This window comes from Marinobacter halodurans (genome assembly GCF_004327985.1).
Lineage (GTDB): Bacteria > Pseudomonadota > Gammaproteobacteria > Pseudomonadales > Oleiphilaceae > Marinobacter_A > Marinobacter_A halodurans.
Map to the genome: position 1 here is coordinate 177,383 of NZ_SJDL01000003.1, position 21,282 is coordinate 198,664.

At 62.6% G+C, this 21,282-nt stretch carries 19 protein-coding genes; 6 read left to right on the forward strand and 13 right to left on the reverse strand.

Going from position 1 to position 21,282, the window contains the following annotated elements:
- Positions 1-52: 52 nt before the first annotated feature.
- A complete protein-coding gene (locus EZI54_RS03165; protein WP_131478949.1) occupies positions 53-1,723 on the reverse strand; it encodes an acetolactate synthase large subunit in 1,671 nt (556 codons plus the stop codon).
- Positions 1,724-2,025: 302 nt separating this feature from the next.
- On the opposite strand from EZI54_RS03165, the gene EZI54_RS03170 reads away from it, so the two are divergent.
- The gene (locus EZI54_RS03170) at positions 2,026-2,718 is read left to right on the forward strand and encodes a response regulator (RefSeq protein ID WP_131478951.1); all 693 of its coding nucleotides are present in this window, start codon (positions 2,026-2,028) and stop codon (positions 2,716-2,718) included.
- Here EZI54_RS03170 and EZI54_RS03175 read toward each other — a convergent pair.
- From EZI54_RS03175 to EZI54_RS03195, 5 genes are all read right to left on the reverse strand, one after another.
- Positions 2,674-4,434, reverse strand: coding sequence for a hybrid sensor histidine kinase/response regulator (locus tag EZI54_RS03175; RefSeq protein WP_131478953.1), 1,761 nt, complete (start codon positions 4,432-4,434; stop codon positions 2,674-2,676). The genes EZI54_RS03170 and EZI54_RS03175 overlap by 45 nt on opposite strands.
- 69 nt (positions 4,435-4,503) lie before the next feature.
- Positions 4,504-5,613: a lipase secretion chaperone gene (locus tag EZI54_RS03180; protein ID WP_165495660.1), complete on the reverse strand. Its 1,110-nt coding sequence runs from the start codon at positions 5,611-5,613 to the stop codon at positions 4,504-4,506.
- A gap of 55 nt (positions 5,614-5,668) precedes the next feature.
- Complete coding sequence (locus EZI54_RS03185; RefSeq protein WP_131478957.1) at positions 5,669-6,595, reverse strand: esterase/lipase family protein; 927 nt, start codon at positions 6,593-6,595, stop codon at positions 5,669-5,671.
- Between the two features lie 177 nt (positions 6,596-6,772).
- Positions 6,773-7,102, reverse strand: coding sequence for a DUF3301 domain-containing protein (locus EZI54_RS03190; RefSeq protein WP_123636360.1), 330 nt, complete (start codon positions 7,100-7,102; stop codon positions 6,773-6,775).
- A gap of 2 nt (positions 7,103-7,104) precedes the next feature.
- On the reverse strand, positions 7,105-7,977 hold the full coding sequence (locus tag EZI54_RS03195) for a prephenate dehydratase (RefSeq protein WP_131478958.1): 873 nt from the start codon (positions 7,975-7,977) through the stop codon (positions 7,105-7,107).
- Between the two features lie 123 nt (positions 7,978-8,100).
- Between EZI54_RS03195 and EZI54_RS03200 the strand changes: the two genes are divergently transcribed.
- The gene (locus EZI54_RS03200) at positions 8,101-8,604 is read left to right on the forward strand and encodes a DnaJ domain-containing protein (RefSeq protein WP_131478960.1); all 504 of its coding nucleotides are present in this window, start codon (positions 8,101-8,103) and stop codon (positions 8,602-8,604) included.
- 6 nt (positions 8,605-8,610) lie between these two features.
- Here EZI54_RS03200 and EZI54_RS03205 read toward each other — a convergent pair whose 3' ends face one another.
- Complete coding sequence (locus tag EZI54_RS03205; protein WP_131478962.1) at positions 8,611-9,399, reverse strand: secretin N-terminal domain-containing protein; 789 nt, start codon at positions 9,397-9,399, stop codon at positions 8,611-8,613.
- A gap of 623 nt (positions 9,400-10,022) precedes the next feature.
- On the opposite strand from EZI54_RS03205, the gene EZI54_RS03210 reads away from it, so the two are divergent.
- On the forward strand, positions 10,023-11,102 hold the full coding sequence (locus EZI54_RS03210; RefSeq protein WP_131478996.1) for a 3-deoxy-7-phosphoheptulonate synthase: 1,080 nt from the start codon (positions 10,023-10,025) through the stop codon (positions 11,100-11,102).
- Positions 11,103-11,274: 172 nt separating this feature from the next.
- On the opposite strand, the gene EZI54_RS03215 is transcribed toward EZI54_RS03210, so the two are convergent.
- On the reverse strand, positions 11,275-13,212 hold the full coding sequence (locus tag EZI54_RS03215; RefSeq protein ID WP_131478964.1) for a methyl-accepting chemotaxis protein: 1,938 nt from the start codon (positions 13,210-13,212) through the stop codon (positions 11,275-11,277).
- Between the two features lie 284 nt (positions 13,213-13,496).
- On the opposite strand from EZI54_RS03215, the gene EZI54_RS03220 reads away from it, so the two are divergent.
- Positions 13,497-14,939 carry a dihydrolipoyl dehydrogenase gene (locus EZI54_RS03220; protein ID WP_131478966.1) on the forward strand — a complete coding sequence of 481 codons (1,443 nt, stop codon included), beginning with the start codon at positions 13,497-13,499 and terminating at the stop codon, positions 14,937-14,939.
- A gap of 63 nt (positions 14,940-15,002) precedes the next feature.
- Here the strand turns inward: EZI54_RS03220 and EZI54_RS03225 are convergent, their stop codons facing one another.
- Positions 15,003-15,275: a DUF2061 domain-containing protein gene (locus EZI54_RS03225; protein ID WP_131478968.1), complete on the reverse strand. Its 273-nt coding sequence runs from the start codon at positions 15,273-15,275 to the stop codon at positions 15,003-15,005.
- Positions 15,276-15,563: 288 nt separating this feature from the next.
- Here EZI54_RS03225 and EZI54_RS03230 point away from each other — a divergent pair, with 288 nt between their 5' ends.
- A complete protein-coding gene (locus EZI54_RS03230) occupies positions 15,564-16,037 on the forward strand; it encodes a Dps family protein (protein WP_131478970.1) in 474 nt (157 codons plus the stop codon).
- 117 nt (positions 16,038-16,154) lie between these two features.
- On the opposite strand, the gene EZI54_RS03235 is transcribed toward EZI54_RS03230, so the two are convergent.
- Both EZI54_RS03235 and EZI54_RS03240 read right to left on the reverse strand, forming a co-directional pair.
- The gene (locus tag EZI54_RS03235; protein WP_131478972.1) at positions 16,155-17,285 is read right to left on the reverse strand and encodes an NAD(P)/FAD-dependent oxidoreductase; all 1,131 of its coding nucleotides are present in this window, start codon (positions 17,283-17,285) and stop codon (positions 16,155-16,157) included.
- A gap of 1 nt (position 17,286) precedes the next feature.
- The gene (locus EZI54_RS03240; protein WP_131478974.1) at positions 17,287-18,603 is read right to left on the reverse strand and encodes an SAM-dependent methyltransferase; all 1,317 of its coding nucleotides are present in this window, start codon (positions 18,601-18,603) and stop codon (positions 17,287-17,289) included.
- A 225-nt stretch (positions 18,604-18,828) separates the two neighbouring features.
- On the opposite strand from EZI54_RS03240, the gene EZI54_RS03245 reads away from it, so the two are divergent.
- Positions 18,829-19,422 carry an NADPH-dependent FMN reductase gene (locus EZI54_RS03245; protein WP_131478976.1) on the forward strand — a complete coding sequence of 198 codons (594 nt, stop codon included), beginning with the start codon at positions 18,829-18,831 and terminating at the stop codon, positions 19,420-19,422.
- Between the two features lie 29 nt (positions 19,423-19,451).
- Here the strand turns inward: EZI54_RS03245 and EZI54_RS03250 are convergent, their stop codons facing one another.
- Positions 19,452-20,435: an integron integrase gene (locus tag EZI54_RS03250; RefSeq protein ID WP_131478978.1), complete on the reverse strand. Its 984-nt coding sequence runs from the start codon at positions 20,433-20,435 to the stop codon at positions 19,452-19,454.
- 302 nt (positions 20,436-20,737) lie between these two features.
- Positions 20,738-21,133, reverse strand: coding sequence for a hypothetical protein (locus EZI54_RS03255; protein WP_165495661.1), 396 nt, complete (start codon positions 21,131-21,133; stop codon positions 20,738-20,740).
- Positions 21,134-21,282 lie beyond the last annotated feature (149 nt).

The window sequence follows — 21,282 nt, forward strand, 5'->3', positions numbered from 1 at the left end:
GATTAAGTCATGGCCGGATAGGTGATTGCCGAAGTGCCTGTCGCAACCACTTTCAGTGTCGATTGTGGCAGGTGAGTTGCTTCAGCTCCCGGTCGAAGACCCGGGTGTTCTCGCTGTAGTCCACCGGCACGTCCACCAGGTGAATGCCGCCGGTTTCAAGGGCCCTGGCCAGGGTTGGGGCCAGCTCGGCGGCGCTGCCAACGCGGTGGCCGGTGGCGCCGTAGGACTCGGCGTAGCGCACGAAATCCGGGTTGCCGTAGTCCAGCCCGAAATTCTCGAAGCCGTCCTGACCCTGCTTCCACTTGATCATGCCGTAGGCACTGTCGTTGACGATCAGGATCACCAGGTTGAGCTTCAGCCGCACGGCGGTTTCCAGTTCCTGGCTGTTCATCATGAAGCCGCCGTCGCCGCAGATGGCCATGATTTTCTGGTCCGGGTAGAGCATGGCCGCCGCCATGGCGCTGGGCAGGCCGGCGCCCATGGAGGCCAGGGCGTTATCCAGCAACACGGTGTTGTTGTCGTAGGCCTTGTAGTTGCGGGCGAACCAGATCTTGTACATGCCGTTGTCCAGCGCAATGATGCCGTCGTCCGGCATCACGCTGCGCACATCCGCGACGATCCGCTGGGGCAGCAGGGGGAAGCTGTCGCTGCCGGTCTTCTCCTGCAGGTGTTTCTCCACCGATTCCTTCACCCGCATGAACTCGTCGAAGTCATGGTGTTCGCAGCGGCCGCAGTTCTCGGCCAGCCAGTCGACGCTGTTGGCAATATCGCCCACCACTTCATGCTGCGGGAAATAGACCGGGTCCACATCCGCCGGGCTGAAGTTGACGTGGATGACCTTCTTGCCGCCGGGATGCATGAAGAAAGGCGGCTTCTCCACCACGTCATGGCCGACGTTCACCACCAGGTCGGCGTGATCGATGGCGCAGTGCACGAAGTCGCCGTCCGACAGGGCGGCGTTGCCCAGGTAGCGGGGATGGCGCTCGTCCACCACGCCCTTGCCCATCTGCGTGGTGAAGAACGGGATGCCGGTGGACTCCACCAGATGGATCAGCGCCTTGGAGATCCGCTTCCGGTTGGCGCCGGCACCGATCATGATCAGCGGATGGCGCGCCTTGCGGATCAGGTCGCAGGCTTGCTGCAGGCTCTTCTCGCTGGCGGTGGGCCGGCGCGCATCGCTGGGCGTGAAGATGTGGGTGTCGGCATCGGCCATTTCCGAGGCAATGTCTTCCGGCAGCTCCAGGTGCACGGCCCCCGGGCGCTCTTCGGTGGCCAGCCGCACCGCTTCCCGCAGCTTGGCGGGAATCGTGTTGGCGTTGCTGATCTGGCGCGTGTACTTGGTCAGCGGCCGCATCAGGTCAACGATGTCGAGGATCTGGAACAGCCCCTGCTTGGACGACTTGATCGGCTTCTGTCCGGAAATCATCAGCATGGGCATGGCGCCCAACTGTGCATAGGCGGCCGCTGTCACCAGGTTGGTCGCGCCCGGTCCCAGCGTCGACAGGCAGACCCCGACCTTGCCCGTCAGCCGGCCATAGGTGGCCGCCATGAAGCCGGCGGCCTGCTCGTGCCGCGTGAGGATCAGCTGGATACTCGAGGTGCGGATGGACTCGAGCAGGTCGAGGTTCTCCTCGCCGGGAACGCCAAAGATGTATTCGACGCCTTCCTTTTCCAGGGCGCGGACGAAAAGATCGGAACCCTTGATGGGGGCATGCTCGGTCATGCTGTCTTCCTGTGTCGCTGGGTCTCGGTAGCTGAGCCGGATGCTGCTGACAGGCTCGTTGGCAAATTCGGGTGTTAACCGGGGGCTTCCTAACTATGAGCCATGGCGCGCGGGCAGGGCAAGGGTTGCCCGGTTACCGGTCTGTTATCCGGATTCGGACGCGGTTCACATTTTCGAGGGGGCGCACATCGCTGTCGGACGTCGCCGCGTATAGTGGACAGGGGCCGTAAAATCAGCCGCCACCGCGGTGACGCGGCCCTGATGTGGCTCCCTGAACAATAACAATCGCCTGCTCGAGCACCATGACACAGATCAGCGACGGGGCTGGCATCCGCCAGTCCACCGAACCCATGGTTGGCCATATCCTGATCGTGGACGACCATCCTCTGTTCTCCAACGGCTTGGGTGACCTGCTGCTGCGTGAACGTCTGGCCGGTCGCATCGACCATGCCCGCAACCTGGACGAAGCCCAGCAAAGGCTGTCGGCGGCACCGGGCATTGACCTGGTCCTGCTGGACCTGCGCCTGCCGCAGGAAGGTGGCCTGGCCCTGATGCCGTTCCTGGCGTCCGCGGGGCTGCCGATTCCGGTCATCGTGATTTCCAGTGCCGAGGACGAAGGCACGGTGCGTGCGGTGCAGGCGGCGGGCGTCCAGGGGTTCCTGCCCAAGTCCGCCGGGCGTCGTCAGCTTGTGCGGGTGATCCGGGCCGTGGCCCGGGGGGAAACGGCGTTTCCCGACCGTCAGCCGCCGGCGGTGTCACCCTCGGGGCTGACGCCCCGGCAACAGCAGGTCCTGACCCTGCTGGCCGAAGGCCTGCCCAACAAGCGCATCTGCCAGGTGCTCGACCTCACCGAACATACGGTCAAGACCCACGTGAAGGCCGTGTTCCAGCAACTGGGCGTGCACAACCGCACCGAGTGTGTGGCGCTGGCCCGTTCCCTGGGGCTGATTTCAGACCGGCTCGGTGTTCTGGATGCGGATCAGCGCAGCCCGTAGCCGGGCCGGTACGATGGGTTTGTGCATCAGCCACAGTCGCTGCGCCGGATCGTAGGCCTGCTTACGGCCGGTATCGGCGGTCACCAGGACGCCGCCGCCAACGACATTGGCTTCCCGCAGTTCCCGGTAGAGGATGTCACCGGCGATGTCCGGCAGGTGCAGGTCGATAATGGCCAGCCCGAACGCCTGTTGCCGGGCCAGGCGTCGCGCCAGGGTCCCGTTCGCCACGCTGAGCACGGTAAATCCCCATCGCTCCAGGATCTGCTGAAGTGCCTCCCGGGCGGTAGTGTCATCCTCCACCAGCAGGATGCGCTCACCCGCCGGCAGTTCGTTCGACACCGGAACGGCCGGCTGGGCAGCGACGGTCGGCGCCGCCGGCAGGGTGATCCAGAAAGTGCTGCCCAGGCCCTCCCGGGAGACCACGCCATGCTCGCCGGACATCATGCCGGTCAGTTCCCGGGTGATCGCCAGGCCCAGGCCCAGTCCGGGTTGTGCCTGGGCGGAGCTCTCCCGGCGGTAGAAGGTCTCGAAGATCCGCCCCTGTTCACTTTCGGGCATCCCACGGCCGTCGTCGCGCACCCAGAGGCGGTGTTGGCGATCGCCGGCATCCACGCCAAGCGTAATGGTTTCCGCGTTGCTGTGTTGCAGGGCGTTGCCGATCAGGTTCTGCAACACCCGGTGCAGCAGATGGGGATCGGCCTGCACCGCCAGGGTCGGGTTGGCGTGCTCCACCGCCAGGCTGACGCCCTGCTCGAGTGCTTCGGTCTGCAGGGCGTCCCGCGCCTGCTGCAGCACCGTGGTCACCGGCACCGCTGTGATCACCGGGCGGATCATGTTTTCCTGGATGCGGGAAATGTCCAGCAGCGAGCCCAACAGCCCATTGAAGTGTGTCACCGACTGGCTGAGCTGGCGAACCAGGGGGCGCTGGTCCGGGGGCAGGTCGGCCGCGCTGAGGTTGTCCAGCAGCAGGTTGACGACGTTCAGGGGCTGGCGCAGGTCGTGGCTGGCAACGCTGATCAGGTGGGTCTTGGCCGCGCTGTCGGCCTCCGCCTTTTCCCGTGACAACTCCAGCAGGTGCCGGTCGAGGAAATGCGCGCGCTGGCGGTACTCGCTCAACCAGGAGCCCACCATGCCGATCAGGTTGGCGGTGAGCAGGAAAAAAGCGTTCATCAGGATGTCCGGCGCCGGCGTGTCGAACGCCGCCTCCACGCCGATGTAGCTGCCGATGATCAGCGCCGAGCCCACCGACGCCGTACGAAACGGCAGCCCCATCACGAAATAGCCGAACATCAGCATCAACAGGATGCCGTCGTAGGGCAGGGGGAACGACTGGCGGCGGGCCAGGGCGATGATCAGTACCACGCTCAACCCGCCCCAGACGTAGGCACCGGCGTACCAGCGGGCGAAACGCCCGGGGCTGACCGGCGCATAGCTGAGGGCCCAGACCAGCAGGATGACCGGGCAGGTGAGCAGCAGGCGCACCATAATCGTCTGTCGGGCCAGCTCTGCGGGCAGCAGGAACGGGTCCAGGGCGGCGTAGATCAGGAACAGGACGACGGCGCTGATGGCGACCGGTCGCGCCCGCTCCGACAGGGTGTTCTGGCGTTGGTCGCGATAGAGTTCTTCCAGGGTGGGTGTAAACCGCAGGCGCCGGTGACCAGCCCGGCGCTGGGCTTCAAGTTCGCTGGCCTGCACGGCATTCGTTCCTGACTGCATGGGCGAATCAGTCTAGGTCGAATCCGATTTGGCTGCCGGGCGTGGAGCACACTTCCGGTCATCCGGACGTCAGGGTGTCGATGAGTCGAGCTGGCGCAGCCGTGCCCAGGTCCGTGTGCGCTCGTCATCGAAATAATCGGCGAGCAGGGCGTCTTCCCGCTTGGCCTTGTCGGCCGGTGCCAGGCCGGCCTCTTCGAGCTGGGCCCGCTCCTTCCGGTAGGCGGCATATTGGCTGTCGAAATCATCCCGCTCCTGCAGGTAGGTTTCCACCTGTCGGGCCTGTTCCGGTGCCATACCCAGGCTACGCAGCTGCGCGGCGGCCTCGGCCGGCGAACTGGCCTGGTTCAGGGCCTGCTGGCGACTGAGGCTCTGCCGGGTATCGGCGATCAGTTGGTTCTCCGTATGCCGGAGCGGGGCCGGCAGCTGCTGGCGCCACCATTCGATCAGGGTTTGCCGGGCTTGGGGGCTCAGGTCGTCCCGCTGCTGGATCTCCAGGCTGGCCAGGGTGTACTCGCCGTAGGCCTCCTCCAGGCCGTAAAAGGCGTCGGCTGTTTCCGGCGAGAGCACGTTGCGGCGCAGCGCCTTGAGGTCGGTCAGTGCCTTGCGCAACTGATCCAGTTGATACGCCGGATCGCTGGCACGGGCCGGGTCCAGTGGTGTATTCGACAGGGCGAGGGCCTGGCGCTTGTAGTCGATGTAGCGATCCAGCAGCTCGATCGCCTCCTGGGCCGCAGTTGGCGGCAGGTTGTCTCGCGCCATGGTGGTGATGGCGTCTAGGGCCTCTTCCGGTGCCACCTGGCCCACGGCGCTGAGCATGTAATCGAAGAAGTCCTTGGTCTGCAGGTCGACGATCAGGTGCCCGGACGCATCCGCCCGCAGGCTGCCGTCGATTTCGGTGCCGGCCAGCGATGGGGCCAGTGGCGCGTCGTCCCAGGTGCGCGGTGTGCTGGCGATGACCCCGGTGTCCGGTGCGTCGGTTTCGGCGGTGGTACCGGCTGTTTGGGGCCGGGTGGTCGGCTGGGACTGGGCGGCCGGTGTTGCCGAAGCTTGGGTGTCCGCAGTGGCCGTTGACGCCGGGGTTGGCCTGGACGACGGCGCCAGCCAGAACACGGAAGCGGCTACGGCGCCTGCCAGGCCCAGTGACAGCCAGATTCGGGTGGACGGACTCAATGAACGCATGGGGCTCTCCGGTATCGCGGGGAAACGGGGCGCCGCGAAGGCGCCCCGGTCGGCATTACAGGCCGCGGTTCTTGAGGCGGTTGGCCTGGCTGCGATAGAGGGCGACCGGATCGGTCCACACGGAGCGGGCGCCGAACAGGTGGTTGATGGCATCCACATGGTTCATGTCATAGCTGGTGCCGATCACGTTGCCCATCATGGTGGCGCAGACACCGACCAGACCGTCGTTGGGCTCGCTGCCGAAGGCGGCGGAGGTGATCCCGAGGAACGGGTCGGAGACGTCAGTCCAGTTGGTGTAGACCGCATCGCCGGTCCAGGAGAAGAACTTGATCCTGTGGCCGCCGATGTAGACGTCCTCATTGGTGCCGGAGCAGCCGTTCGGGTTGACGCCTTTCCAGCCCAGCGCATCGTTCAGGGCAGTGGTGCCCGGTGTGGTCAGGGTTTCCAGGGCGGCCAGGCCGTCCTGCGGATTATCGGAATCCGACAGCGCGTTGACGAGATCGCCCAGCGCATTGGCGATGGCGTTCACGCCGCCTTCCACCGCACCGCCCGGCGGCAGGATGCCGCGGATCACGTCCGCCACTTTCGAACCCTTGTTGACCCCGTCGATCGATGTGATCGAGGCGATTCGACCGGGAATCAGCGACGCGGTTACCCGTGAGGTGGGGGCACCCTGGGAGTGGGCCATCAGGTTGAACTTGGCTTCGCCTAGGGTGTTAATGTAGTTGGCCAACTGCTGGCCCCGCTGTTCGCTGGAGTTCACGAAGGAGACGCTGGCGGTGTAGACCTTGGCGCCGTCCCGCTCCAGGTTCCAGGGAATGTCGTGGAAGTAGTTGATCAGGCCGCCGATGGTGCTGAAGCCGGTGACCCCGTGCACCAGCACGATGGGATACTGGGTCTTGGTATAACCCCACCAGGCAAAGGTGGGCGTGGATACGGCGGCACAGCACAGCGCCACCAACGGGATGATGAGTTTACGCATGGTTGACTCCGATTGTTGTTGTTCCGAAGCGCGGGGAATGCCTTCTCCGCACGCTCCTTTGGAGTTGCAGCCCGGGCGGTACGCCAGGGTTGCGTCCTGTCATCGATGCGCGGTCATTATTGGGAATCGGGAGCGGGGGCAGTATCGCCCATTTGGGGGAGGCTAGATGAACGGCTGTTAATGCAGGTCGCCGGGCGGCATCCGGTGCGGGTCCAACTGCATGTGCTCGATCCGGCTGCCCAGCAGGATGGCCCGACCGGTGTAGCGTTCCTCGCCGGTGGCGGTGAATTCGAACAGGAAACGCCGCCACACGCGGATACGGCCTTCCGGATCCCGCTTGAACCAGAGCCCCCGCAGGTAGACGGCATCGTCCAGCAGCGCCACATCCATGGTCTTGCAGTACTGGCGGGCCGCCAGCAGCACCTGGTCCTTGATGGCCTTGGCGCGCCACCAGTACCAGGCGACAAAGCCGAACAGGAACAGCCAGAACAGCTCGCCGAGTTCCATGGTCAGTCCCGGAACTGGCGGCTGGCGCGGAACGGGTGCGCCTCGTAGGTGCCGAGGATGCGCAGGTCTTCGGCGAAAAAGCCCAGTTCCTCGATGGCCAGTTGCAGCGGGCGCTGATCCACGTGGCCTTCGATATCCATGTGGAACTGGCTGGCGCTGAGGCTGGTGCCGATGATGTAGCTCTCCAGCTTCACCATGTTCACGCCGTTGGTGGCAAACCCGCCCAGGGCCTTGTACAGCGCCGCCGGGATGTTGCGCACCCGGAAGATCAGCGAGGTGATGTAGGCTTTCTTCGGATCGAACGCGGGCCGCAGCTCCTCGCCGGACAGGATAATGAAACGGGTGGTGTTGCCGAGCACATCCTGGAACTGGTTGTCGAGAATCTCCAGGCCATAGAGTTCGGCGGCGAGACTCGAGGCAATCGCCGCCCGGCTGCGGTCGCCACCTTCGCTGACCGACAGCGCCGCGCCGGCGGTATCCAGCATGGCCACCGCCTGGATGCCCAGGTTCTCGATGTGACGGGTGCACTGGGCCAGGGCCTGCGGGTGCGAAGATACCGTCTTCAGGTCCTCGATGCCGGTGCCGGGCAGGGCCATCAGGCAGTGGTTGACCGGTTCGAAGTGCTCGCCCACCAGGTGCAGTTTCAGTTCCGGGATCAGCCGATAGATTTCCTCCACCCGGCCGGCGGTGGAATTCTCCAGCGGAATCATGGCCCGCGCGGCCATACCATTCTCCACCGCCCGCATGGCCTCTATGAAGCTGGTGCACGGCTGCACCGGCTGGTCCGGGAACACCTTCTGGCAGGCCAGGTGGGAATAGGCGCCCCGGTGGCCCTGGAAGGCGATCGCGGCATTGGCGGGTAATTCGGTGGTCATCGACAATATCCTTCCTGAAAAGCGTCCCGGACAACAACCCCTCGACACAACGGAGGCTGTTTAAGAAAACTGTTATGCTCCACCATCATACTGGATTGCCATCGTTGTTGGAGAACGCGATCCATGCACTGGATCCTGGGAATCATCCTGGCTGTTGCCCTGTTCTATATCCTGCGCGGCTGGTCACAGCTGCCGGAGGAAAAACGCAAAGCGTACCTGTTCCGCGGGCTGGCCGGTGGCTTTGCCCTGCTGATGCTCTTTATGGTGTTGACCGGCCGGGTCCAGGTGCTGGTGGCGGGCGTGGCCGCATTGATCCCGTTCCTGCGGAAACTGCCGGCCCTGTTCAAGTACCTGCCGCTGGTGAACCGGTTGTACAGCCAGTACAAGGGGCAGAAGGACGGCGGGCAGCAGCAGGCGGGCGGTCAGCAGCGACCACCGGGGCAGGCCGGGATGTCCGTCGCCCAGGCCCGTGAGATCCTCGGGGTCGATGAAAAGGCCAGCCGGGAGGAAATCGTCGCGGCCCATCGTCGCCTGATCCAGAAGGTCCACCCGGACCGGGGCGGTAACGACTACCTCGCCGCCCAGATCAACGAGGCCAAGGCCGTGCTGCTCGGCGGCAAACGCTGAGCCGGCTTACTGCAGCACGTCCACCTTGACGTCGAACTGCTGCGACTGGTGACTCTTGCCGCGCACTTCGTGGGTGATGCCGGACTGGGTGCCCGCCTGTTTGCTCTCGGTGCCGCCCAGCTCGAACCACTGGCCCGGATTGACCCGCCGGATGGTGACCACCGCTTCGGTTTCATAGCCCTGGGGCAGATCGCCCTGGGGGGTGTTGTCGAAGGCGGTGATCTGGACCTGTACCTGCTGGTCGGAAATCACCTGCGGCGTGATCAGGAAACCGCTGCTGATGTCCACCTGCTTGAGGATCGCCGCCGGATTCCGCCCCCCCTGGATGGCCATCGGCAGGGCACGGACCTGGCCGGACTTGATATGGGCGGACTGGCCATCCTGCACCACGATGCTCTGCTCCTGGTTGCGGCGGGTGGTGATGGTCTTGCTCTGGCCCTGTACCGTGACGTTGCCGTTGTTGATGGTCACACCGCCGCCCTGGGACTGGCTGCTGCCGCCGTGACCGCTGCGCACGGTAATGCGCAACTGGGCCGGCGCCACATCCAGGGTGCCGATCAGTGCCTGGACTTCATCGAGCACCCGGGGCTCGGCGCGGACCGTCATCTGCTGGCCCTGGGCGGTCACACTGATCTCGTTGTTGGGGTAGAGCTGGCGCAACTGGGTCGCCACATCCTGGGCCGGACGGTTATTCAGCGAAAAGGTGCGCACCTGGGGCGCGGCCAGAGCCACCTGGGCCATCAGCAGGAACAGCAGCGTGATGACGCCGCGGGTGAACAAACCGTCTCTGGTCATTAAGTGATCTCCGGTAGTTGCAATACAGGTGAACTGCGCTATGATGCTGAGCATGAATATTTCACGCGACGTCTGTCAATTGAACTCTGTAGCGGCTGCTGGCACCCCGGCAGGCGTTTCTGCGTCCGTGTATTTTTGGTGGTTTGCCTATGGCTTTTACTTTAGCCAGAGGTCGGGCCACGCGTAAAAACCTTCACAGAATTCAGGAAGGCGGCCCGGCGGAAACCCAGGCTGCCACCGGACTTGAAAAGCCCCGATCGGCAGCCAGCCCATCGGGGCTTTTTGATTTCGGAACTGGAAACGAGTGAAAGGACACGACCATGAGTAGCAACACGAAGGAGCTTTTGAAAAACTCCTCAGGCAGCCGACGGCTCTCCGGCCGGACCGGTTGGCGATTTATCGGCGGCTGGCGTTATTGAACGTCAGCCTTCGGGTTTTATTTTTTTGAAAATCGCCAATTGATCAAAGGAGGTTCTGAGGTATTCCTGACGCGCTGAAGGGCAAGGCGCCCGGAGCGCAAAAAGCGAAGCATACCGTCTGGTAGGTGAGCTTTTGAGCACCGCGTAACGCAGCCATTCAGCGCGTCAGGGATGGATCGGAACCTCCGTATCGGAGTACTCATGATGAATATGCAACTGACCGACACCCAGACCGACGAACGATCGACCGTTCTCCCGGACACCGCCACCAACACTGTCATGAAACTGCCCACCCCGACACAACTGCGCCAGGAACTCCCGCTGGACGCGGACCTCGCCCGCCAGATCGCCGAACACCGTGACACCGTCCGCCGCGTCCTCGACGGCACCGATCCGCGCATGCTGCTGGTGATCGGCCCCTGTTCCGTGCATGACGAGGTGGCGGCCCTGGAATATGGCGAGCGGCTGGCGAAACTGGCGGTGGATGTGGCCGACCAGTTCGTCGTGGTGATACGCGCCTATGTGGAAAAGCCCCGCACCACCGTCGGCTGGAAAGGCCTGATGTACGATCCCGAGCGCAACGGCGAGGGCGACCTGGCCCAGGGGCTGGTGCGCTCCCGCCGGCTGATGCTCAACCTGGCGCGGCTGGGCCTGCCGCTGGCGACCGAAGCCCTGAACCCGGTGGGCTTCAGCTACCTGGAGGATCTGGTGAGCTGGACCGCCATCGGTGCCCGCACCACCGAGTCCCAACTGCACCGGGAAATGGCCAGCGGCCTGCCGATGCCGGTGGGCTTCAAGAACGGCACCGATGGCAGCGTCGGCATGGCCGTCAATGCCATGAAATCCGCGGCCCACGCCCATCACCGCCTGGGCAGCGATGGCGACGGCCACCCGGCCATGATCGCCACCGCCGGCAACCCGGACGTGCACCTGGTCCTGCGTGGCGGCCGCGGCATCACCAATTACGATCCCGAGAGCATCGCCGAGGCGACCGCCACGCTGCGGGCCGCCGGCGTCAGCCCGGCGGTGATGGTCGATTGCAGCCACGACAACGCCTGCAAGCAGGCCGAGCGCCAACTGGATATTGCCCACCATGTCATGGCGCAGCGCTGCGCCGGGAACACCGACATCCGTGCGCTGATGCTGGAGAGTTTCCTGGAGGAAGGGCGCCAGAACGACGGTGAGGAGCTGGTCTACGGGCAGTCGATCACCGATCCGTGCATTGGCTGGGCGCAGACGGAGACGCTGTTGAAGGCGCTGGCGGCGACCGGGCGGAATCCTTGAGGTCGATATGAGCGCCCGGTTTTCCCGCTGGCCACAGGGATAACGCCGGGCGCCTTTGGCGCCTCAGAAGCTGAAGCATCTGCTACACGCTCGAGTTGCCTTATAATGTAGCCGACGCTTCAGCTTCGGAGCAGCCCGCCGGGCTGCCCTTTACACAGGTTTCCGTGAACCACTAAACCCGGAAACGCCCCACCGTCTCAGCCAACCGCTGCATGGACGCATCCAGCGCCCGCGCCACTTTCGACGCCTGCGACACCGACTGACTCGCGTGTTCGGCCGCCTCGCTGATGTTCACCGCATTGCGGTTCACCTCGTCCGACACGGAACTCTGCTGCTCGGCCATGGACGCCACTTCGCTGCTCATGTCGAACAGTTGTGCGGTGGCGGTGTCGATGTTGCCCATCAGCGCGTCGGATTCGGTAAAGCTTTGCTGACCTTCCTGGGCCAGCTTGGACGCGTTCTCGATCGCGGTCACCGCATTGCGGCTGCCTTCCTGCAGGGATTCGATGCTGGCCCGGATCTTTTCCGTAGACGACTGCGTACGACTGGCCAGGCTGCGCACCTCGTCCGCCACCACCGCAAAGCCGCGACCACTCTCACCCGCCCGGGCCGCTTCGATCGCGGCGTTCAGGGCCAGCAGGTTGGTCTGCTCGGCGATGCCGGCAATCACGTCCAACACCGAGCCGATTTCCTGGCTGCGGCTGTCCAGGTTGTTGATGACTTCCGCCGTGTCCGCCACTTTTTCCAGCAGGGCGTTGAGCTGGGCGTTGACCTGTTGGGTGATCTCCCGGTTGCGGGTCATGTCGCCCTTGATGGTGTCCACGTGGCTGTTGGCCAACTGGATGCTCTCGGCCACCTGCTGGATCGAGGCGCCCATTTCCTGCATGGCGGACGTCAGTTGTTCCAGTTCGGCGCGCTGATACTGCGACGAGCTCTCGGCGTCGTTGGTCGAAGCGGTCAACTGCGTGACCCTGTCACGGGTTTCGGCGACTGCGCCGTTGACCTCGCGAATCGTGTCCTGGGTCCGGCCGATAAACCGGTTCAGGGCCCGGGCCATGTCGGTCATTTCATCCTTGCCGGTCTCCGGCACCCGGCGGGTCAGGTCGCCCTCGCCATCGGCGATGTTGGCGGCGGCGTCCTTGAGCAGGTTGAGCCGGCGAATCACGCGGGCGCCGATCAGCAGGCCGACGATGAGGATCAACACCAGCGCACTGACGCTCAGCACCGCAACGACCGTTCCGATCAGCGCCGCCGACTGCTCGTGGGTGGCGTCCTGCAGCTTGTCGGCGGTGTCATCGAAGGACCGGCTGACCGCCTGCAGGGCATTCTCCAGCGGTGCGCTCATGCCCGAGGAGGCCTCGCGAATCGTGGACTCGGTGGCGCCGGTGGCGGATTTCGTCAGGGCATTGAAGCGGTCCGCCAGGGCCTGGGTTTCTTCATTGATGGCGGCGTTGGACACCCCCAGCACCAGCTTGCCGATCTCCTGGTCCTGGGACACGACCGGCGTGGTGATCACACGGGTGCCCTCATCCCTGGGCGCCGCATCCAGCACGCTGCGCACGGAACTGCGGATGGGACTGGCGTCGATTAACCGCTTTACGTCCGGGTTGGTGCGGTCGACGTAGCGGGTCAGCGGGTTGCCGTCCCGGTCCAGATAGATGGCAAAAATGACATTGGGGTTCTCATGGGCCATCTCCACGAAGCGGGTGAGGGTGGGAATATCCTTGTCCCAGATGTACGGCGCCGCAATCTGCGCCAGGATCTGGCCCACCGTCTTGCTGGAGTCAACCAGCGTATCCTCGAAGCGTTGGACCACCCGCGTCTGTTCCGACTTCAGATCCTGGGTGAGGGTCTGCTCAAGCTGTCCCTGGACGGTGGTCGCCATGTTCGCCACGACGTTATCGATGCGCTGGCGGTTCTCGTCCAGCCGTTCGCTCACCGTGGCCTGGGCCCGCTGCAGTTCGCCGGTCATGGCCCGGTCCAGCCCGTTCAGCTTCACGCTGGTCACACCCGCCACGATGGCGACCTGGGCGATGGCCACTACGATGAGGGTGATAAAAATGGGGAGCGCAAGCCGGCTGCGCAACGCGTTCTTGAAAAAGCCAAGCATAAGGGGCCTCTACTGCTGGTTGTTCGTCCCTGGCTTAGGGGGCGTCCGGTTCACCCCGGAATCGCCCGGCGTGCTCTGAATGCCAGAGGCGACTCAGGAGCCCGTCAAAGGCCCCTTGTATCAAAGCGTAGCTCAAAGCGGCCGGATGTTTCCGGTTCCGGCGTCTGTCAGGTGACTCAGCAGCTTCCGTGCCAGGCACGTATGCAGGGCTCCTTGTCCCAGGTCAGTGACGCGCCGTCAAACGTTGCATACTGTGGTGATCCAACCGGCAGAAGGAGTCTCCCATGGAACAGCGGCAGGTCGACGTGGCCATCATTGGTACAGGTACGGCGGGCATGGTGGCCTACAAGGCGGCCCGCAAACACACCGACAGCGTGCTGGCGATCGAAGGCGGTGAGTACGGCACCACCTGCGCCCGCATCGGTTGCATGCCCAGCAAGCTGATGATTGCCGCTGCGGATGCGGCACACACGGCTCGTGGTGCCGGCCTGTTCGGTATCCGTGTGAACGGGATGACGATTGACCGGCGCGCCGTGATGGAACGGGTCCGGGTCGAGCGGGACGGTTTCGTGGGATCCGTGCTGGACGCCATCGACCGGTTTCCTGCGGAACACCGGCTGCATGGCATGGCGAAGTTTGTCGCGCCGGGACGTCTCGTCGTGGACGACCGCGTGCAGATCGACGCCAAGCGGATCGTGATCGCCACCGGCTCCAGCCCCCGCGTACCGGACCTCCTGCAGGTGGCGGGTGACCGGCTACTGACCAACGACACCGTCTTCGAACTGGAACAGCTGCCGGAGTCCGTCGTCGTCTTCGGTCCGGGCGCGATCGGCCTGGAACTGGGAGCGGCTCTGGCGCGGCTTGGCGTACGGATTCGACTGTTTGGTGCGGGCGGCGGCATCGGCGGTATCCAGGACGAACAGATTCGCCAGTGCGCGCTGGAGACGTTCCGTGAGGCGTTTCCCCTGGATCCCACGGCTGACGTGAAACAGGTTCGCCGTACGGACGACGGCGTGTCCGTGACATTCATCGACCCCCAGCGGGGCGAGGTTACCGAAACCTTCGAATACCTGTTGGCCGCGACCGGCCGTCGACCCAACCTGGCGTCACTGGGGCTCGAAAAGTCGGGTCTGGCGCTGGACGATCACGGTATCCCAAGATTCAACCGCTACACGTTGCAGTGCGGCGACCAGCCGGTCTTCATGGCCGGCGACGTCAATGCGGATGCCCCGCTGCTCCACGAGGCCGCCGACGAAGGCCGGATCGCCGGGGACAACGCCGGGCGCTGGCCGGACATCCGCTCCGGAATGCGCCGGACGCCGCTGTCCATCGTGTTTACCGACCCCCAGATCATCCGCGTCGGCGTGACCGGCGAGGCGCTTCGACGGCGTTACTGCGATTGCCATGCCGTGGGGCAGGTGTCCTTCGAGGATCAGGGACGCAGCCGCGTCATCGGCAGGAACCGCGGGCTGCTCAAGGTTTATGGCGAGCATGGCAGCGGCCTGTTCCTGGGGGCGGAGATGTTGGGGCCGTCCGCCGAACACATCGGCCACTTGCTGGCCTGGGCGGTGCAGCAGCGGATGACGGTCAGCCAGATGCTGGGCATGCCGTTCTATCACCCGGTGATCGAGGAAGGCGTGCGCACCGCCCTGGGCGACCTGAACCACAAGCTCAGCATCGGGCCGAAGATGGGCGAGCGCTGCCTGGACTGCGGTCCCGGCGCCTGATCCGCCCTATAAAAAATCCCCGCACGGGGCGGGGTCAAAGGGGGAAGGACAACCGATACTGGCTCAGGCGGCCGTGGCCGACATCCGGTCATGCCGGGACTCGCCCTGCCGCCGCTGGATTCGCCGCGCCCAGATCTTCTCGTGGACGAAGTAGGCCACGGTGTTGATGGCCGGCTCCACCATGGCAATCAGGCTGCCGAGGATGATGTCACCGGTCAGCACGTAGGCCACGGTGAAGGCCACCGTAAAGTGAGTGATCGCGAAGGTGACCGTTTTCAGCAGGGATTGATCGCCCTCGTGGCCATGGCTGTGAAACAGGAGTTTAAGGAAACGCATGATCGGCTTCGCCTTCCGTGATCGTATGCGTTTATTGGAATCGAAATGGGAATAGATTTTAAATAATTTGTTTTAGGTCTTTTGATAGGTTTTGGCTATTGTTATTCAGATGTCGGTATGTTCCACGATATGACAAATCCTTCCGATAGATTGAAACTGGATGAACAACCACCACGTTATCTATCTGAGTCATAAACCATTTGCCGAGTTCTGGCGTAGAAGGGACATCGAGTTCGTTGTCTTGCATTCGCCGACGACTCACATTCTCGCTGATAAAAGGAGTTTTCCATGAGCACCAACCTGATTGGTCTTGATACGGCGAAAACCGAACAACTCGCCAGTGACCTGAACGAACTGCTGGCGAACTACCAGATTTTCTACATGAACGTTCGTGGCTACCACTGGAACATCAAGGGCGACAACTTCTTCGAACTGCACGCCAAGTTCGAGGAACTGTACGACGACCTGCTGCTGAAAGTGGATGAGATCGCCGAGCGCATCCTGACCCTGGGGCACCGTCCGGCGCACAGCTACAGCGTCTATATCGAGCGTTCCAGTGTGGAAGAGCGCAGGAACGTCAGCGGCGGCAAGGTGGCGGTCGGGCAGATTTTGGAAAGCTTCGCCAAGCTAATCAGGAAGCAGCGCGACATCCTCAGCACCGCCGGCGAAGCCGAAGACGAAGGCACGGTGTCGCTGATGAGCGACTACATCTCCCAGCAGGAGAAAACGGTCTGGATGTACCGCAGCTACCTCGGTCAGTAGGACCCGCTGCAACGAGCAAGCCCCGGCATCCCTGGTGTCGGGGCTTTTTGTGTCACCGGTCTGTCATTGCACTGGCGTTGACGACATCCTGAAAGAACGTTCAACGCAGGCTTGCACCTAAACCGCCACTTTCAACGGCGGCACATCCTGGTGCAGGAACCACTTCTCCGTCACCACCTTGCGGGTGAACCAGTGCGAGCGCATCAGCCCGCTGGCGACGGACGTCTTCACCCAGCCTGGCAGTTGCCAGCCTTCCTGCTCCGGCATGGCCCGGCGACCAAAGCGATCGGCAATGGCATCGCCGTAGCGTTGCAGGCTTTGCGCGCTCATATCCGAAGCGCGGCGGATGGTTTCGGCGGCCAGCAGGGCGGATTCGATCGCCGGGCGGATGCCTTCGCCGCTTTGCGTATAGGCCAGCCCCGCCGCATCGCCGATCAGCAGGATACCGTCGTCCACCAGCGGGCGTTCGGCATGGGCGTAGAGTAGGTAGGCGTGGCCCTTGAAACGGCCCGGCAGGTCCGCCGGAATCCGGCCCTGGTCCTTCATCTCCTGGACGAACGCTTCCAGGTGATCGGTCAGCTTGTGGTTGTCCTCCCGGCCCAGGCCGATGTTAAGGAAGCTGCCCTTGCGGAACACCCAGGCATAGCCCTTGAGATCGCGGCAGAACCAGAGCTCCGGCTGGTCGCCGCTGGCGGCACAGTTCTCCGCCTGCTCCGGCGTCATCTCGAACTCCACTTCCTTGGCGGCGACCACGGTTTCATGGCTGCCAGGGCCATCGCCCAACTGGCGGGCCACCGGGCAGAAATGCCCGCCGGCACCAACCAGCAGCGGTGCCTGGTAGGTGTCGTTGATGATCCAGTTGCCGCCGTCGCGCCGGATGTCCTTGACCGGCGTCTTCAGTACCTTGTTGGCACTCTCCACCCGGTCCAGCAGGTAGGTGTCGAACTCGCAGCGGCGGATGCCGTAGCTGACCGGGTTGTCGCCGTGGTCGTTATCCACCGCGGGCTGGCCCATCATGCCGATGCGGAACCGCGTGATCGGTTGCAGCACGTGGTCCCTGCGGTAATCGTCCAGGTCGAGCTGCAGGCTTTCTGCCACCGCGGGCGTGACCCAGCCGGCGCAGGTCTTGTCCCGGGGGAAATCCGCCTTGTCCAGGATCAGGATGCGTTTGCCGCTGTTGCGCAGGGCCCAGGCCAGCGTGGAGCCGGCCGGGCCGCCGCCGACGATCATGACGTCATAGTGTTCCATCTCAGACAGACTCCGGTGCAGCCGGTGATTCATAGAGGTGCTTGCGATTGCGCGGGACCGCGTTGTTCTCGCCGTGGCTGAAGACCACCTGGAACAACTGCAGCGAGCTGGTCTCAAAGGCCGAGATCGAGCCCGACAGGTACATGCGCCAGGCCCGCGCGAAATGCTCGTCGTACATGGCGATTACCTCGTCCAGATGGGCCTCGAAGCGTTCCTTCCAGTGCTCCAGGGTGCGGGCGTAATGCAGGCGCAGGTTTTCCACGTCCAGCACCGAGAAGGCGCCTTCCTCGCAGATACCCATGAACTCGCCGATGCTGGGCGGGTAGGCGCCGGGGAAGATCCGCTTCTCGATCCAGGCGTTCATCTTCATGGGACGGTTGCGGCCGATGCTGTGCAGCAGGGCCAGGCCTTCCGGCTTCAGGGAGCGCTTGATCACCGCGGCCATGTCACTGTAGTGGCCGGTGCCCACATGCTCCAGCATGCCGACGGAGACGAAGGCATCGTACTGGCCGCTGATGTTGCGGTAGTCGTCCTCCACGTAGTCGATCAGGTGATCCAGCTGTTGGCGCCTGGCCTCTTCCCGGGCGAAGGCGAGTTGCTCTTTGGAGATGTTGTAGGCATGGACCTTGACCCCGTAATTACGGGCCATGTATCGGGCCAGTCCGCCCCAGCCGCAACCGGCTTCCACCACGGTCTGGCCGGGCTTGAGCTGCAATTTGCGGCAGACGTGCTCCAGCTTGGCCAGTTGGGCCTGCTCAAGGGTAAGATCCGGTGTTTCGTAATAGGCGCAGGTGTACTGCATCTCCGCGGTATCCAGCCACAGGCGATAGAACTCGTTACCGAGATCGTAGTGGTGGTGGATGTTCTGGCGGGCCTCGGTCAGGTCGGTGGAGCGGGGCGCGTGGTTGGCCCAGAGCTTCTCCAGCCAGGCCGGCCATTGCTGGCGGGCATTGTGGGTGGCGCGGTAGAGGGTAGTGAGCAGTTCCGTCAGATCGCCGGAGACGGTCAGGCGACCGGCGCTGTAGAGATCACCGAAGGCAAGGTTGGGATTGGCGACAAGGTGGTAGAGGGCCTTGGGATCGGTCAGGCCCAGCGTAAAGCGGGGAGATGTCCCATCGAGCCGCACCTGGGAGCCGTCCCAAAGCTCGAACTGCACCGGTGGGCCGCCCACATACTCCATCAGTTTGGTCAGTAGTTTGCGTTCCCAGAAGTACGGTGCCCGCCGTGTCTCATACTCGCCCATGGGGATGGACAGGGCATTGTCGTGCTGCGACTCGGACGTCGAGTCGCTCCGGGTTTCGGTGTTCTGATACGCCATGGTGCTCTCCCTGAAAGTTCAAGTCCTCACTTCGAGGTCCCCAATCACTTCGCCATGTTGTCTCAAGATGACACTGTCACGTTTTTATGATTATGCTCTCCCAGTATAGAAACTAGCCACTTAAAGTCACTGGCGTGTGTCAAAGTTGCGTCGCTATCACCCTTATAGTCCCACCATATCCCTATACTGTTTAGGATGACATCGAACGTCGTCAAGGAGACCCGTATGACCCAGAACACCCGAATCCTGTTCATGGCCGGCAGCACCCGGACCGGCTCGTTCAACGCCCAACTCGCCGAAGCCGCCGCCCGCACGGCGGAAAGACGGGGCGACATCGACGTCACCCGCATAAACCTCTCCCACTACAATGTCCCCATCTATAACGGCGACTTGGAGCAGGAAAAAGGGGTTCCGAACGACGTTCGCGACCTGAGGCAACTGTTCGCCAGTCACCACGGCTTCTGCATTGCCTCACCGGAATACAACAGCACCCTCAGCCCGCTGTTGGTCAACACCCTGCACTGGATCAGCCGCCCGGACGGCGACGTGCCGGGGCTGGTCGCCTTCCGCGGCAAAGTCGCCGGCCTCGTGGCCGCATCACCGGGCGCCCTCGGTGGACTGCGCGGTCTGGTGCCCCTGCGCATGATGCTGGGCAACATCGGTGTGCAGGTGATTCCCAGCCAACTGGCCATCGTCAAAGCCGGCGATGCGTTTGACGGCAATGGCGAGTTCAGGGACGTCGAGTGGCAGAAGAAGCTGGATGGTGTGATTGATGAATTGGCTCGGACGGCCGGCGCTATTGGGAAGGCTGAAGGGTAGCCGGCAATCCCTTCACAACCCCGTTGACATCAGCCCACGTCAACGGGGCTACGCACGCCAAAGCCACCCTGCCTGACCACGTGCGTGTATATCTCCGTGGTCCTTACATCGGAGTGACCCAGCAGCTTTTGAATGGTGCGGATGTCATAGCCGGCTTCGAGCAGGCGAGTCGCAAAGCTGTGGCGGAGGACGTGACTGTTGGCTTGCTTATGGATGCCCGCTGTTTGAATTGCCCTTCGGATGGCTCGTTGTACCACCTGATCCTGTATGTGATGCCGACGTTTTATGCCACTTCGGGGATCGACCGATATCCTTTGTGCGGGGAACAGGTATTGCCATGCCAACTCGCGCGCAGCACTCGGATATTTCCTCGCCAGGGCCGCTGGCATGTAAACCTCGCCAAACCCGCTCAGCAGATCGCGATGATGTTGCGCCTCCACGAAGGCTTTCTGACTACGTAGTGGTTCCGTGAGGGTCTGGGGCAGCATAGTTACACGGTCTTTGTTTCCCTTTCCGTTTCGGACAACGATCTGCTGCATGCTGAAATCCACATCCTTGATGCGCAGTCGCAGCGCTTCATTGATCCTCAAACCCGTTCCGTACATGAGTTTTGCGACCAGGGCATTGGTCTCCTCCAGGCAGGCCAGAACGGCCACCACTTCCTCATGGGAGAAAACGGTGGGCAGGCGTTTTGCCCGGCTCGCTGATTCGAACTGCAGATCTCCGAGTGGCTGATTCAAGTGATGGGTGTATAGAAAAACAAGGGTATTCAGCGCAGTCTTCTGAGTGCTGACACTGCTGTCTCTATCGACGGCAAGATGCGAAAGGAACCGTTCAACGTCTAAGGCGCCTAGTTTGGCTGGATGGATTCGGTCATGAAAATGAATATATCGACGGACCCAGTGGAGATAGGTTTTTTCAGTCTTGTAAGCGAGATTCCGGGAACGAATCGTGACACGCAGCTGATCCATAAAGCGCATGGGCTTCGCCGGCACAGGAGGTGGAACATCCATGACATGTGTGTCCATTTAATAGCTGTTTATTGGGCCTACGTCAGCCACAAGACTCGGGTAACCGGAAAAATGGTCGTTGCGACCATGAACTGGGCGGAATTTTGAAAATCTATGACTTCGGCTTTTAAATCAGCAGGTTGCCGCTTCGACAGAAAATGAGGATAGTGGTCTTTATGATCATTTTTGTTTGGAAAACCAGAAAGCAGAATAATGGGAAGTTATTGACCTGAGGGGACTTTCTGCCTAGGTTGGAGACATGTTGGGATTGAAATATGAGTCGTTGGAAAAACGGTCGTGGCGACTCATATACAAATGTTATGTGGGTCGGGCAGATTGAAGTCAGAACTAGTGGTTGCCAGGCTCAAGGTGTTCGGCTCAAAGAAGATCGGATGATTGAAGAGAATAGGGAATCCCCGGCGGGCCAGCCATATCTGTTGCCAGCAATAAAACTCAGGTGTTTCCGCCAAGCATGATTGATAAGGTTGTTGGTAGCTGACCAATCTCTGTTCAACGGCGCTGAACAAACGAATTGGATAAAAAAAGAAAATGGGTGCTTGGTGAATACCGCCAAGATTGGTGCCCAGGGCACAATAATTATCTACGCTGGATTTTGTGGCGTGCCAACCCCGGGTGAGATTGTCGGAACTTGGGAGTACCACATAACCAGCCGCGCCAGTCGGACCGGTTTTCCGTTGCACTCCAAACCGGCCGCTGCGCCTGAGCGTTAAATGCGTAGTCATGGAGAACTGTGAATGGTCGGTGTCTACAAGTTCTGTTTGGCAGCGGCAATGGTTGCATTTGTTGGCGCTACCACATTCGCAGTTATCAATTTATCTACCTTGCCTCC

Bases quoted from the DNA above. Each gene is read 5' to 3' on its own strand.
- EZI54_RS03225 (WP_131478968.1), bottom strand. From the start codon at position 15,275: ATGCGTTTCCTTAAACTCCTGTTTCACAGCCATGGCCACGAGGGCGAT.
- EZI54_RS03180 (WP_165495660.1), bottom strand. From the start codon at position 5,613: ATGCGTTCATTGAGTCCGTCCACCCGAATCTGGCTGTCACTGGGCCTG.
- EZI54_RS03190 (WP_123636360.1), bottom strand. From the start codon at position 7,102: ATGGAACTCGGCGAGCTGTTCTGGCTGTTCCTGTTCGGCTTTGTCGCC.
- EZI54_RS03215 (WP_131478964.1), bottom strand. From the start codon at position 13,212: ATGCTTGGCTTTTTCAAGAACGCGTTGCGCAGCCGGCTTGCGCTCCCC.
- EZI54_RS03165 (WP_131478949.1), bottom strand. From the start codon at position 1,723: ATGACCGAGCATGCCCCCATCAAGGGTTCCGATCTTTTCGTCCGCGCC.
- EZI54_RS03170 (WP_131478951.1), top strand. From the start codon at position 2,026: ATGACACAGATCAGCGACGGGGCTGGCATCCGCCAGTCCACCGAACCC.
- EZI54_RS03250 (WP_131478978.1), bottom strand. From the start codon at position 20,435: ATGGATGTTCCACCTCCTGTGCCGGCGAAGCCCATGCGCTTTATGGAT.
- EZI54_RS03210 (WP_131478996.1), top strand. From the start codon at position 10,023: ATGAATATGCAACTGACCGACACCCAGACCGACGAACGATCGACCGTT.
- EZI54_RS03175 (WP_131478953.1), bottom strand. From the start codon at position 4,434: ATGCAGTCAGGAACGAATGCCGTGCAGGCCAGCGAACTTGAAGCCCAG.
- EZI54_RS03200 (WP_131478960.1), top strand. From the start codon at position 8,101: ATGCACTGGATCCTGGGAATCATCCTGGCTGTTGCCCTGTTCTATATC.
- EZI54_RS03195 (WP_131478958.1), bottom strand. From the start codon at position 7,977: ATGACCACCGAATTACCCGCCAATGCCGCGATCGCCTTCCAGGGCCAC.
- EZI54_RS03235 (WP_131478972.1), bottom strand. From the start codon at position 17,285: ATGGAACACTATGACGTCATGATCGTCGGCGGCGGCCCGGCCGGCTCC.
- EZI54_RS03205 (WP_131478962.1), bottom strand. From the start codon at position 9,399: ATGACCAGAGACGGTTTGTTCACCCGCGGCGTCATCACGCTGCTGTTC.
- EZI54_RS03240 (WP_131478974.1), bottom strand. From the start codon at position 18,603: ATGGCGTATCAGAACACCGAAACCCGGAGCGACTCGACGTCCGAGTCG.
- EZI54_RS03230 (WP_131478970.1), top strand. From the start codon at position 15,564: ATGAGCACCAACCTGATTGGTCTTGATACGGCGAAAACCGAACAACTC.
- EZI54_RS03220 (WP_131478966.1), top strand. From the start codon at position 13,497: ATGGAACAGCGGCAGGTCGACGTGGCCATCATTGGTACAGGTACGGCG.
- EZI54_RS03185 (WP_131478957.1), bottom strand. From the start codon at position 6,595: ATGCGTAAACTCATCATCCCGTTGGTGGCGCTGTGCTGTGCCGCCGTA.
- EZI54_RS03245 (WP_131478976.1), top strand. From the start codon at position 18,829: ATGACCCAGAACACCCGAATCCTGTTCATGGCCGGCAGCACCCGGACC.